Here is a 12,225-nt window from a genome sequence, read left to right as displayed (position 1 = left end):
CTCAGGCGGCGTCGGCCATGGGCGCGGCGGCGAGGGTGGCGCGGTTGGCCGCGCGGAGTCGGGCGACGTAGTCGTTCACGGCGTCGGCGGGCACGCGGCGGAGTCGACCGACGGGGACGGACTCCAGTTCTCCCGAGCCGATGAGGCGGTAGCAGAGGGTGCGACCGATGCGGAGCCGACGGGCGGCCTCTTCCACGGTCAGCAGTACGAGGGTCGGGTCGATGGAGTCGGCGAGGTGGGCCGTGTCCATATGGGTGACGCTCCTTCGTCTCGCGACGGTGGGGGCAAGCCCCCTTGCCCGGAAGTCCGCTACATGCGCCACGGTTGCTACGTCGCAGCTCAGAGCCTGTTTCCGGCGTAGCGGTAGGGCGTGATGTAGCGAAAGCAGCCGCTACGCGCTCGGGCGCTGTAGCGGCTGCGGGATGTCCGTAGCGGGGGCGTAGCGGCTTACGTGGGTAACAGCCGCTACGCCGTTTCCGCTGGTCAGACGGTGATCAGTCGGTGTCGGTGGCGGGTGTAGCGGACTCCTTCGACGCAGGGCAGTAGCGCTTCCACGCGTCATACAGGTCCGCGGCGTAGTAGCCCTTGACGACTCCGGCTCCGCTGCGGATGTTGCGGGCCTTGATCGGGGTGTTGTCGGCGGTGACGTACTCCCCGAGTCGCTTGGCGAGCTGGCGGGAGTCGAGCGGCTTGCCGCCCATGTCGGCCCAGGGCGCTTCGTCCATGGCGTTGAGCGTGGCCAGGATCTGCGCGGTGGGCATCCGGTCGGCGCCGTTGAACACCACGTCGCGCAAGTCGGTCAGCAGTCGGATGCCCAGGGACGCCTTGTCCCCGGCCGTGGCCGCGGCGACCAGTTCGACGCACGCTTCGCGGGCGCGCCGCGGCCAGTCCCCGCCGACCGCGTCGGCGATGGCAAGCAGGGGTTCCCACACGTCCGCGGGGCGGTCGGAGACTCCGTCGGGCATCTCGGGGAAGGCGTCCTGGAGTCGGTTCCGTACGGTGTCCGCCCATGCGGCCAACCGGTCACGCAGGGCGCGGCCCTCGGGTTCGTGGAGTCGGCTGCGGAAGGATTCCACGATCTCGTTGGGCGCCCGGCGGCGCATGCGGATGATGATCGAGCGAGTCAGGATCGTGTCCGGCAACCAGCCGAGACCAGCGACGGCGACCGCGGCGTACGAGGGGAATGCCTGCACGCTCTGATTGCCGCCGTCCCCGACGCACCGGTACGAGACGCCGGTCCGGCGGTGGCCCGCATTGAGCAGGCCGCGCAGCTCCTCGTTGTCCTTGGCCTTGGGGCCGAAGACGGTGTCGATCTCGTCGAACAGGATCGTGGGGCGCCCGGACTCCATACCGGAGACCGCGCGGAACAGCGCTGCCGGGGACGCGTTGACGGCCACCATCGGCTGCGGGACCAGGGTTCCGCAGATCTCTAGCGCGCGTGTCTTGCCCGACCCCGGCTCCGGAGACAGGAAGGCCAGGCGAGGGGTGGACTCGAACGCGTCCAGCAGGTGCGCGTGCGCGTCCCATAGGGCGACGGCAACGTAGGCGGCTTCGGTCGGGAAGACGTTGAAGCGGCGGTGGAAGGCCTCCACCTCATTGAGCAGCGCGGCGCCGTCGATGCTGTCGGTCATGCGGCGGCCCTCCCTTCCTGGGGGATGCGGAGCGGGCAGGTGGTGCGGTGGGCTTCGTGGTCGGTGATCAGAGCGAGCACCCGCGTGTGGCCTACGGCGCTGCGGTCCCGGCCGCACTCGCACCGCGAGGTGGCGGTGGGCACGGCTCCGTACGGCGCAACGATGTGCAGGCAGGCCACGGGGTACCGACCGTCCCCGCGCTGCGGGTCAGCGCGAGCAGCAGTTCGGACGCCCTTACGGGCGGCGCCCTTCGGCTCGCCCACGGCCGTCGGAGGCGCGGCAGGCCCGGCGGTGTGCGCGCCGGTCGGGGTGGTGGGGAGGCTCTTCAAAGGGCGGCGGGGAGGGGGGCTCATGCCGCCGCCCCCGTGCGGGCCTGGTTGTGGGTGATGGACCAGTCCAGGGCGCTGCGCAGAGTGGCGCGGCACTCGGCAGCGGACAGTCCGGCCGACTCCCCCGCCCTTTGAAGAGCCGTTTCCACCTCGGTGCGGGTGAGGTCGCCGGATGCGACGAACCGGCCCAGCGCCCGCCCGGCCCGCAGCAGCGTCGCATTGCGCTGCCCCTGCCGCGCCGTGGCGACAGCGGTGGTCTCCCGGGTGAGGGCCGCATCGACGTAGGGGCGGTGGCGCTGTCCGGCCGGTTCGGCTGCGGGCCGGTTAACCGGGTGCGGCGGCACCACAAGCGCCTTGAGCCAGTCGGGCAGGGGCCGCAGCAGGGCGGGGCCTACGGTCTCGTACCGGGCGCCGTCGACAGTGCTGCCGGCAGCGACGACGTATCCGCCCCACGCCCGGGTGTCGACCAGCGGGGCGAGGGTCCCGGCAGTGTTGTGCAGCCGCACCGCGGCGGGGGCGGTGAAGTACAGGTGGGTGCCGCCGCTCGCGGTCCGGATCGTGCGGGTGTGTGGGACGGGCTGCCCGGTGCGCTCGCAGAGCGCCGCGAAGGTCGCCGCGCCGCCAGGCGCGTCCGCATTGCTCTTGTTCTTCGGCTGGTCCAGGTCGATGACCAGCAGCCCGGAGGGGCCGGTGGCGATACCGACGTTGAACGGCGCTCGGGACCAGGCGGTGCGGATGCGGTCCGGGTCGGTGGTGGCCCGCTCCTCCCACTTGCGGTGCCCTCCCGCGCACGGGCCGGTGCCGGGGCAGGCGGCCTCACCGTGCAGTGCCGGGCGCTTAGTTCCGGGGCGGAGGGGGAAGACGTGCCATCCGCGTTCGGCGGCGTTCAGGGCGGCGCGCATCAGGTCCTCGTTCATGCCGCCGTCTCCAACCCGGTTGTTGTCAGCAGGGTGAGGGCGGCGCGGCCGATGTGCTGGGTGTAGGCCGGGGGGATGCACTCGCGGATGCCGTCGCGGTTCATCCACGGCACCCCCAGCACCTTGCGGGCGAGGGGGACGCCGGAGAAGTTGCCGACGAACTGCCCGTAGTGGCCGGGCGGGACAGGTCGGCCCATCTTCGCCTGGGGCACGAGGTGGGCGGGGTGGGCGGGCTGGGTGAGGGTGAAGCCACCGCCGGTCTCGAAGTACCGGTGCCGGTAGTTGGCGAGCTCGAACATCTGCCCGCACAGCATCACCGGATCGAGCAGCTTGGGCACCGCGCCGCGCACGTTCTCCATCACCCACGGCCGGCCGGTCGTCTCCAGCGCGGCACGGGTCGGGCCGATCAGGTCGGGGTGGGTGTTGCCCTGCATGCGCTGGCACTCGGTGTCGTGCTGGCACGGCGGGGAAGCGTGGATGAAGTCGAACGCGGCCCCGTGCTCCAGGACGAACGCGATCGCGTCAGCCTGGGCGAACCGGTACGGGTAGCGCGGCTGCGGGGCAATGTCGACGCCGGTCACGTCGAACCCGGCGTCGACGTAGCCCTTGGCGGCGCCGCCCTGACAGCAGAACAGATCCAGCAGCCGCGGCCGTCGGCCGCGCACTCGCCGGATGGTGGCGGGTTGCGTCATGCTGGGAGACCTCCACAGGTCAGGTGATGGCAGGTGGACAAGGGCGGCCCCGGTTCTTTGGCGAGATGCGGGGGCCGCCCTTGGCGTAGCTAGGTGTGCTTGCCGCGGAACAGGCGGAGGGTGATCCCTCCGACGCCGATGGGTCCGGCGGCGCCGGCGATGGCGACGGCTGTGTGGGCGGCGAAGTCGAGCAGCGCGAGGAACGCGGCCACGAGTCCGAACACGCCGACCACTCCCGCGCCGGCGATGGCGATTGGGAGCAGGCAGTGCCGCAGGGGCCGGCCGGTGCGGTCGGTCGTGTGGACGACGATGACAACGGGAGCGCCGGTGGTTTCGGCGCGGCGGTAGGCGTCGGCGGGGATGTGCGGGGCGATGATCCCCGGCGGGTCGCGGTGGGTCATCCAAGCCTTCCTCGGGAGTACTGCGGGCCCGCGCCGCTGGGTGGCGCGGGCCCGTGCGGGTGGGGTGTCAGACGCGGGTGTCAGGGGGTGTCACGGTCGGGTTTCAGGAGCGCGTGACAGCGCGTCTGCCTAGGGGTTTGGGTGTCAGGCTGGCGTGACGGTGTCAGGTGTCAGGCGGCGGCCATGGCGGGGACGATGCGCCACCGGCCGGTGGTGTTCGTCGGCTCCAGCCGGCCGTCGGCGGCGGCTTCCTTGAGGCGGGCGGAGACCCACGGGCGGGAGAGCTGGTGGCGGTCGCACCAGTCGGTGAAGTCCTTCGGGCCCACGATCATCTGACCGTTCTGCTCGAACTCCTCCAGCGCGGCGGCGAACAGCTCCCGCGCTTCCTCGGGGGACGGCTTGCGGCCGGTGTCCTGTCCGAAGATCGGGGAGTCGTCGCCCTCCTCGGTCCCGGGCAGGTCCGCCTCCGGGTCGATGTTCGCGTCTTCGGGGTCGACCAGCAGGCCGCCGTGGTTCATGTCGTCCTCCTCGGTGACGGCCCGGAGCGCCGTCGGCTGCGGGCCGTCGGCGGTGCGGCCGGTGTAGGCGGTGCCGGCGACGCTCACGGCGGCCCCGGCGGTGACCGGGTCGGCGTGGGCGCCGTTGCGCTGCGCCCACGTGGCCAGCAGCTCCATGACCGGCACGGCCCGGTGTGTGAACCGGCGGGTGCGGCCCGGGGAGGCGTAGCGGTCCTCGGGGATGCCCGGGGAGACGACGTAGCAGTAGCCGGGTCGGCGGTTGCCCCACGCGCCGGGGTGGGCGCCCGCGGCCAGCACCTCATCCGGCAGCGAGAACCCTTCGTCGCGCGGGTCGCAGCCGAGCGCGATCACGGACGGCAGGGAAGCGCGGGTGGAGGTGGACATCTGGTCGTAGGAGGGCCGCTGGAGCGACACGATCAGCGAGATACCCGCGGACCGTGCTTCCTGCGCGATGCCAGTGAAGGCGTCGTCCCCGAGTGCGCGGAGGGTGTTGGCGGCTTCCTCGAACCAGGTGACCAGGAACGGCATGCCGGGGCAGCCGCACGGCCGGCCGTCGGGTCGGCAGGTGTGCTCCGGGCTGGTCTGCTGCTCTGCAGCAGCCGGTACCCACTGCCGGTAGCCATGCGCGCCGAGCCAGCGGGTTCGGGCGGGGATGGCCTCCTGGACGGCGGCGACCATGACCTCTGTCTGCGTGCCGCCCTCCGCAGCCCAGTCCAGGCCCGGCCGCAGCGGCGCGAAGTCCTGGAACGCCTTCGGGTCGGAGAACCACACGATCACGTCCCGGCGGGACAGGATCTCGGTCAGCAGATTCAGCGCCGTGTCACCCTTACCGGACCCCGTGCCGCCCGCGATCAGCACATGCGTGCTGTTACGGCCGACCTCCGGGTCACCGGGCAGCCACATGACCAGCGGGGCGCCGTCGTCGTAGCGGCCGATGACCAGCGGCTCGGCTATCGAACCACCCAGGTTCGACGGGCCGTCCCACTCCACCACCTCGGCGAGCATGTCTTCCGGGACGATGACCAGCTCGCCGCGCCGGTTGGAGTCGGGGTCGGGGGTGTAGCGGATGGCGCTCTTTGGCAGGTCCAGGGCGGACGCAACGTTGCCGAGCGCCTTGGTCATGTCGTCGTTGGTCTGCTCGCCCGCGGCGAGCGCGACCGGCGCAGTGACCCGGTTCGGCTCCACCTTCGCCTCCCCGATCTGCGCCCGCGCGAGCCCCACCTTGGCCAGCAGGCCTTTGTCAGAGTCTTCACCGGACGGGTCGGCGTTGTGCCGCAGGACCATCCGCACATTCCACGACAGGGCCAGCGCCGGGCCGCCCATCAGGTACAAGTCATCGATCGGGCCTGCGGTCGGGCCTGCGAGGCAGGCGGCAGTCACCCACGCGGAGCCTGCGGCCACGGTGATGGCAGAGTGCAGGCGCCGCTGCTGGCTGGTCGACTTGCCCGCCCACCAGGTGACGCCGGTCAGCGCCACCGAGGCGAGCGTGAGGCCGACGCCGGCGGCGGCGCTCTCGCCCCACCGCCAGTTCCCCAGCGCGCCGGCCACACCGGCGCCGCCGACGGCAAGCCACGGGGGCAGGTGCGGCTTGGCCCGGTGCAGCAGGTAGCCGCGCACGCTGCCCCCACCGCCCTCACCGGGCAGCAAACCGGTACCGGTGTACTGGGCGACCATCCCGTTGTCGAGGAAGTCGGTGTGCCGCACGCGGCGGCCGTTGTTCCGTGACATCAGCCAGCCTCCTTACTGCTGGGACCAGTTCATGACCGGCTGCTGCGGGCGCCGGGCCCGGTGCCGGACCCGGTTGATCTCCTCCTCGAACTCCTGCTGGAACACGGAGTAGCAGGCGGCGGCGTTTTTCGCGGCGTCCCGCAGCGCGTCCGCGGACCGCTGCATCTTCCGCGCCACCTTCGCCGCCCTCACCCGCGAGCCGAACGCCCGCCCCTCCGGGTCCGGCACCGCGGCGAGGATGCCCTTGAGGATTTCGGCGCCCATCGCCACCTCGATCGACAGGGTGACGGCGGCGGCCCGCAGGGTGTTGCAGTAGTTGCGCACCTGCGCCGGGGAGGTGAACTCCGGGGACGGCAGCAGGCTCTCGGCGTGCGAGCGGCCACCGCCGCCGCGGGGCCCGCTGCTCTTGTTGTTGTTCACGGTGACGTTGACGGGCGGGACGAACGAGCCGCCCAGCGCGCCGACGAAACCGCCCGCGGCGGCGCCGGCGTTGGCGAACTTGTTGCCCTTGTCCCCGCTGCTGCTGTTGTTGCGCGTCGGAGTAGCCATCTGGTCGGGTCTCCTCGGGTCAGTGGGTGCGGCGGACGATGAGCCAGGCGGTCTGGGCGGTGATCAGGGTGAGCAGCCACCACAGCTCCAGCGCCCCGGCGAGCGGGCCGAACCCGGCGGCGGTGGCGAGCCAGGCGAGCGCGGACGATGCCAGCACAGCCAGGCCGGTGCGCCAGGCGAGGACGGAGCCGGTGGCGGGGCGGCGGCGCTGCATGAGCAGCAGCCAGAGCAGCGGGCCGGCCGCCATCGGGGCGAGCAGCAGACCGGACCACCACGCGATGACGTGGAGCAGCCCGGCCACCACCAGTGCCAGAACGGCGAGCACGGTCGGGAGGAGCGCGCGGCGCGAGCGCCACAGCAGCCCGCCCAGCGCGGTCAGCGCCTCGCGGGTCAGGGAGGGGCGCTCGGGGACCACGACGACGAACGGGGCACTGCTGCGGCGGCCACGCTGGCGGGGGATGCGGACGGTGTGAACCCCGGCGGCCGTCTTCACGCCGCGGGCACGGGTACGACTGGACACAGGACACTCCTGTTCAGGGAGTCGGGAGGTGGTCAGGCGGCGCGCTGTTCGTCGGGGAAGGCGCAGGTGGCGCACATGCCGAGCGAGGGCGGGATGACGTATCCGGCGTCGCGTCGGCACTCCGGGCAGATACGGCGGGCGGCGTTGGCCTTGGCCAGCGCCGCCCGCTTGGCCGGGGTCATCGGCCGGACGGGCTTGGCCTGCTCGATGGAGTAGAGGTAGGCGACCAGCGGGCCGCGGCGGCGCCGCGGTCGCTCGATCTGCGCGGCCACATCCTGCCCGCCCGGCCGCAAGCCCAGGGCGCGCAGCTGCCGGCGGGTGGCCAGGCCGTCAGGGGCGAGCCGCCACCGGTAGACCGGAACGGCACCCATCAGCGGCTCGCAATGGCCAGCTCAGCACCGTGGGCGCTGGGGACGCGGTGTTCGGCGTAGCGGGCGGACACCCACCCGACCGACCAGCCGCACAGCTCGGCAGCGGCGCGCACCGGCAACCCGGCCTCGAACGCGGCCTGCACGGTCGCGCGCGCCCGGTCCTCCGGGAACTTCTCGACGGCGGGCCCGGCGGCCAGCAGGGCGGCGCGTTCACGCTCGGCCCGCTCCTCGCGCTCGGCCCGTTCACGGCGTTCACGCTCGATGCGCTCCTGCCGCTCCCGCTCGCGCCGCTCGGCCGCTTCGCGCTCAGCGCGTTCACGCTCCTGCTGGAGCCGTTCACGCTCGCGCTCACGGCGTTCACGCTCTTCCCGCGTGGCCCGCTCGCGGGCTTCCTCCCGCTCGCGTTCCTCACGGCGGGCGCGCTCCTCCCGCTCGGCCTGCTCGCGGGCCAGGCGGGCTTCGTGTTCACGCTGTTCACGCGCCAGCATCGCGGCGTGCTCGCGCTGCTCACGCGCCATCCGCTCGGCCGCCTCGCGCTCTTCCCGCGCGGCTTGCCGCCGTGCCTCCCGCTCCGCCTGCTGCCGTTCCTCCAAAGCTGTCACGGCGGCGGCGATGGCGCGCCGGTAGGCAAGCCCGGTCTCTGCCGTGACGATGAGCAGCAGCGGGGCGACCGCGTGCACGGCCACGCCCACAAGGTCCCTGTTCAGCGCAGAGTCGGCGACGTTCAGGGCCAGGGTCATGCAGCCGGTCATCCAACGCAGGGCGACCGGCCAGCGCCCACCGCGCCCGCCCAACCGTGCCAGCACGGCATCGAGCCGGACCACGATGACGACGGCGGCGTCGACTACGAGGGGCAGGATCGGCGCCGTCCAGTCCCACTCATCCGGCGTGTGCTCGGCTGCGAGCGGGGTCACGGTGAGGATCGAGTAGAGCATGGCGCCCGCCACGATCAGCCACGTGCCGACCGACAGGGCCCGTTCCGCTGAGCGGATCTGATCAGTGTTCACGCGCCCGCCGCCATCCATGAACACACCCGAGTCGCGGCGATCAGCACGACCGGGGAGGACGGGTCGTCGGGGTCCTGACTGTCCTCCGTCCACCGCCACTCGGCCCCCGGAACCGGCTCGAAGCCCAGCACGCTGAGCGCTTCCGTCCGCTCCGTGAGCGTCGGCACCGGAGCAGCCCGGTCGAAGCTGAACTCCGGCCACAGGTCCGTGGTGTTCAGCAGAACGACGTACAGGCGCCACCGGCCCTTGTACACGGACATCTGCGCAGTGAACTCACGCGCCATCAGGCCACCTCCGGCGCGTCGGCGCCGTCCCGGTTGGCAAGGTCCCGGCGAGCGGCCAGCACCATGCGGCGGGCCCGGCGCAGCCGGCGCGCGTCCAACTCGGTCACCGGCCGGTCCATGAGGCTGATCTGAACGTCCAGCTCCTCGACCTCCGCGCGGATGAGCGGCATCTCGGCGTCGATGGCGCTCAGCTCCGCGTCCGTCGGTTCGCGGTCCTGCTCGGTCGCGTCGATGTCGGACAGCAGGTGAAGGGGGAGAATCTTCATGGGTCGTGTTCCTCTCGAAGGGTGGAACGGCCCGAACGCGGCTCCCGGGTGGCACCCCGGGGGCCGCTTGCCGTTGAAGCCGGGAACGTCTCGGCTCCCCGCGCCCCGCCCGTACGGACCCCGCGCGGTACGCGGGCCCGGACGGGCGAGGGAGGCAACCGGCCGCAGCGCTAGCCGCTGCGATGGCAGGAAGAGAGCGGACCGGATTGGCCGCGAGCGCGCGTTCCGCTCACCGGCCGGGATGCCGCACTGGCGCCCGTCGGCCGGTCCATCGCGGCGGCGCCCAAAGTCTTCGTCGGTGCACTGGAGGGCCTCTCAGTCGGGATCAACAGGGATGAAGCACTGCAAGGGGGACCACGTCCCCACCCTCCGGCCGTTGCTCGCGGTCACCGGGCCACCTCGCCAGTCAGGCCGAAGCCCTGTCCCCTGGCCTTCAGCGGGATTGCAGCGTCCCCGCCTTCTGCGCGTGCGGCATGAAGCCGCCTTCCGACCGAGGTGTTGCGCTCCGTCGTCGCAGTACCTGTTTTACAGGTACTGCATGAGCTCTCGTCAAGTACGCGGACGGAACCTCTCGGTTTTCGCGCCGGAACCTCTTGGCGCACATTCAGAATCGCGCCAGGTCAGGGGAGTTGGTTACCTCGCACGTAGACAGCTCCCGGCCTTCTGGCTACGGTCAAGAAGTCCCTAGAAGTCCCTACGGGGGTGCAGATGTCGAACGAGCGTCTACGGTCCGCCCTCCTCGCCCGCGGCATGACCGTCCAGAGCCTCGCCGAAGAGATCGGCGTCATCCCGAAGACCGTCGAACGCTGGATCACGCAGGGGAAAGTGCCGTACCGGCGTCACCAGTACGCGACGGCGGCGGCGTTGAACGTCGACGTGACGACGCTGTGGGATGACAGCCGGACCATCGACAGCGCCGCGGATCTGACCAAAGCCGAGATCGTTGCTGTCTACCCGCACCGGCACACGGTGCCGCCCGGTCTCTGGCGTGAGCTCTACGAGCGAGCCGAGAGCAACCTAGACGTTCTCGTCTACTCCGGGCTCTTCCTGTCCGAGGATCCGCTGTTCCACGATCTTCTGAAGAAGAAGGTGAAGGCGTCCACGCAGGTGCGGATCCTGCTCGGGGACCCGGACTGCGAAGCCGTCCGGCAGCGCGGCATAGATGAGGGGCACCGGATCATGGATGGCAAGATCCGGAACGCATTGGTGAACTATCGGCCCCTCATGGAGAGCCACCCTGAAATCGGCTTCCGGCTCCACGCGACCACGCTCTACAACTCCATCTACCGGTCTGATGACGAGATGTTGGTCAACCCCCACGTGTACGGCATCGGCGCCTACATGGCTCCCGTCTTCCACCTGCGGCGCATGCCGGGCGGCGGCCTCTTCGACACCTATGCGAATAGCATCGAACAGACCTGGGGAGGCGCCCGCCAGGTCACGGATCGCGACATCACAGGAGCCTGAGCATGGGACGCATTGACTACCTGCACGACCCCGACGCCCCGCCGGCCAACTCCGTCGTGCCGTCCGTCGTCGCGTTCGTGCAGAACGACGCGGGTCAGGTGCTGGTGATCCAGCGGTCCGACAACGGGCGCTGGGCCCTGCCCGGGGGCGGCCACGACGTGGGCGAGTCGATCAGTGACACCGTCGTGCGTGAGGTCTGGGAAGAGACCGGGATCAAGGTGGAAGTCGTCGACGTGTCCGGGCTCTACACGGACCCCGGGCACGTGATGCAGTACGACGACGGCGAGGTGCGCCAGCAGTTCAGCATCTGCTTCCGTGCCCGGCCGGTCGGCGGTGAACTCCGTACGAGCAACGAGACGACTCAGGTCCGCTGGGTCGACCCCGCGGACCTGTCGACGCTGGACGTGCACCCCACGATGCGGCTCCGGATCGAGCACGCCATGGACCGGACGCGCACGACTCCTTACATCGGCTGACGCTTGGCCGCGGCGACCCGTTCGAGTACACGGGACGTGCAGGCCAGGATCTCGGGTTCCGCGCGACGGATGAACGTCCCAATCAGGCTGTCCGGCCCGTAGCGCCCCGCGATCTCGTTGATCCGGTCGATCGGGTTCGTGGGCGTGCCGTCCGGCGTCGTGTTCATGTCGCAGAAGCACAGCGCGTCATTGAGGTGCGCGCCCTCGCGGGGGAACTCGCCCTCCAGCTCCTCGCGCAAGCCGCGGGCTTCCGCCTCCATCCAGGCACAGGAGTGGTGGGCGACCAGGTTGATGACCCGTGCGTCAGCGTCGGCCACGTCCCGGAGGTAGCGCGCGCCGTCCAGCGGGTGAAAGCCCGTCTTGGCGAGGTCCGGCGCATAGCCGATGTCGTGCAGGACCGCCGCGGCCTCCAGCAGATCCGCGTCCTCGTCAAGGATGAGCGCGATCGTGCGCGCCCTCTCGGCGACCCCGAGGCAGTGATTCCACCGCCGCGGTAGCGGCTCGGCGAGCAGGGACTCAGCCAGGGGATAAGCCCACTCCGTCAACTTCGGCAAGCTATGAACGCTCCTCTCGCGTCGGCACGGCGCGGACCGTCCGCACCCTGCCCTGTCCGCCCCCCGCCAGCACGCCGGCGGTCTCCAACTTCTCCAGCGCCTTGGTCACCGTGGGACGGGAGACCCCGAACCGTTCGGCCAGCGCGGAAGCGCTGGGGAATGGCTGCCCCACTTCGAGCCCGTCAGCAGTGATGATGTCCGCGATCCTCTGTTCGAGCGGTCGCCGGTCGACTCGCGCACCCGGGCGAAGTACGCGCCACCGACCGCCCGGCACCGGCTCGGCCACACCTTCCTGCCTCAGCACAGCAAACGCGCGGAGAGCGACCCCACGCGAGACCTTGTGGTCGCTCATGACCTGAGCCAGGGACGGGAGCTCCGTCATGTCCGAGTCTGTCTCGATCCACGTCTTCAGCATGTCGGCGATCTTTAGGAAAGTCCCCCGAGGGTTGGCCTGATGCGACACTCGCTCTCCCTCTCCGCTCGCCCGTAGTTATCCCAAGAATCCCACGAGTGAG

At 71.2% G+C, this 12,225-nt stretch carries 16 protein-coding genes; 2 read left to right on the top strand and 14 right to left on the bottom strand.

Translation table 11 applies throughout. The annotated features are described in order from the left end of the window. Position 1: 1 nt before the first annotated feature. From ACSU6L_RS19295 to ACSU6L_RS19240, 12 genes are all read right to left on the bottom strand, one after another. Positions 2-250 (bottom strand): excisionase family DNA-binding protein, encoded by a 249-nt coding sequence (locus tag ACSU6L_RS19295; RefSeq protein ID WP_376730938.1) that lies wholly within the window; start codon positions 248-250, stop codon positions 2-4. Positions 251-494: 244 nt separating this feature from the next. Next, positions 495-1,631 (bottom strand): DUF3631 domain-containing protein, encoded by a 1,137-nt coding sequence (locus ACSU6L_RS19290; RefSeq protein WP_437058441.1) that lies wholly within the window; start codon positions 1,629-1,631, stop codon positions 495-497. 349 nt (positions 1,632-1,980) lie between these two features. After that, complete coding sequence (locus ACSU6L_RS19285) at positions 1,981-2,877, bottom strand: bifunctional DNA primase/polymerase (RefSeq protein WP_437058439.1); 897 nt, start codon at positions 2,875-2,877, stop codon at positions 1,981-1,983. After that, positions 2,874-3,569 (bottom strand): SAM-dependent methyltransferase, encoded by a 696-nt coding sequence (locus tag ACSU6L_RS19280; protein WP_437058437.1) that lies wholly within the window; start codon positions 3,567-3,569, stop codon positions 2,874-2,876. Before ACSU6L_RS19280 ends, ACSU6L_RS19285 begins: the two co-directional genes overlap by 4 nt. An 89-nt stretch (positions 3,570-3,658) precedes the next feature. After that, positions 3,659-3,970, bottom strand: a complete 312-nt coding sequence (locus tag ACSU6L_RS19275; RefSeq protein WP_437058435.1) for a hypothetical protein — start codon at positions 3,968-3,970, stop codon at positions 3,659-3,661. Between the two features lie 170 nt (positions 3,971-4,140). Beyond that, positions 4,141-6,162: a plasmid transfer protein TraB gene (gene traB / locus ACSU6L_RS19270; RefSeq protein ID WP_437064957.1), complete on the bottom strand. Its 2,022-nt coding sequence runs from the start codon at positions 6,160-6,162 to the stop codon at positions 4,141-4,143. Positions 6,163-6,228: 66 nt separating this feature from the next. After that, positions 6,229-6,765, bottom strand: a complete 537-nt coding sequence (traA, locus tag ACSU6L_RS19265) for a plasmid transfer protein TraA (RefSeq protein WP_437058433.1) — start codon at positions 6,763-6,765, stop codon at positions 6,229-6,231. Positions 6,766-6,784: 19 nt separating this feature from the next. Then, positions 6,785-7,285, bottom strand: coding sequence for a hypothetical protein (locus ACSU6L_RS19260; protein WP_437058431.1), 501 nt, complete (start codon positions 7,283-7,285; stop codon positions 6,785-6,787). Between the two features lie 32 nt (positions 7,286-7,317). After that, positions 7,318-7,656: an RRQRL motif-containing zinc-binding protein gene (locus ACSU6L_RS19255; protein ID WP_437058429.1), complete on the bottom strand. Its 339-nt coding sequence runs from the start codon at positions 7,654-7,656 to the stop codon at positions 7,318-7,320. Next, positions 7,656-8,663, bottom strand: coding sequence for a DUF2637 domain-containing protein (locus ACSU6L_RS19250; RefSeq protein WP_437058427.1), 1,008 nt, complete (start codon positions 8,661-8,663; stop codon positions 7,656-7,658). The genes ACSU6L_RS19255 and ACSU6L_RS19250 overlap by 1 nt, the downstream gene beginning before the upstream one ends. Further along, on the bottom strand, positions 8,660-8,947 hold the full coding sequence (locus ACSU6L_RS19245) for a DUF6303 family protein (protein WP_437058425.1): 288 nt from the start codon (positions 8,945-8,947) through the stop codon (positions 8,660-8,662). Before ACSU6L_RS19245 ends, ACSU6L_RS19250 begins: the two co-directional genes overlap by 4 nt. Further along, the gene (locus ACSU6L_RS19240) at positions 8,947-9,213 is read right to left on the bottom strand and encodes a DUF6284 family protein (protein WP_437058423.1); all 267 of its coding nucleotides are present in this window, start codon (positions 9,211-9,213) and stop codon (positions 8,947-8,949) included. Before ACSU6L_RS19240 ends, ACSU6L_RS19245 begins: the two co-directional genes overlap by 1 nt. A gap of 708 nt (positions 9,214-9,921) precedes the next feature. Here ACSU6L_RS19240 and ACSU6L_RS19235 point away from each other — a divergent pair. Further along, complete coding sequence (locus ACSU6L_RS19235; RefSeq protein ID WP_437058421.1) at positions 9,922-10,680, top strand: helix-turn-helix domain-containing protein; 759 nt, start codon at positions 9,922-9,924, stop codon at positions 10,678-10,680. Between the two features lie 2 nt (positions 10,681-10,682). After that, positions 10,683-11,156 carry an NUDIX domain-containing protein gene (locus ACSU6L_RS19230; RefSeq protein WP_437058419.1) on the top strand — a complete coding sequence of 158 codons (474 nt, stop codon included), beginning with the start codon at positions 10,683-10,685 and terminating at the stop codon, positions 11,154-11,156. Here ACSU6L_RS19230 and ACSU6L_RS19225 read toward each other — a convergent pair. Continuing rightward, positions 11,144-11,710, bottom strand: coding sequence for an HD domain-containing protein (locus ACSU6L_RS19225; RefSeq protein ID WP_437058417.1), 567 nt, complete (start codon positions 11,708-11,710; stop codon positions 11,144-11,146). The genes ACSU6L_RS19230 and ACSU6L_RS19225 overlap by 13 nt on opposite strands. A 1-nt stretch (position 11,711) precedes the next feature. Beyond that, positions 11,712-12,125 (bottom strand): GntR family transcriptional regulator, encoded by a 414-nt coding sequence (locus tag ACSU6L_RS19220; protein ID WP_437058415.1) that lies wholly within the window; start codon positions 12,123-12,125, stop codon positions 11,712-11,714. Positions 12,126-12,225: the final 100 nt, after the last annotated feature.

Source organism: Streptomyces sp. enrichment culture, assembly GCF_964272855.1.
Classification (GTDB): Bacteria; Actinomycetota; Actinomycetes; order Streptomycetales; family Streptomycetaceae; genus Streptomyces.
Note: the sequence above shows the minus strand (reverse complement) of the source record. Positions and strands in the feature narration are given on the sequence as shown.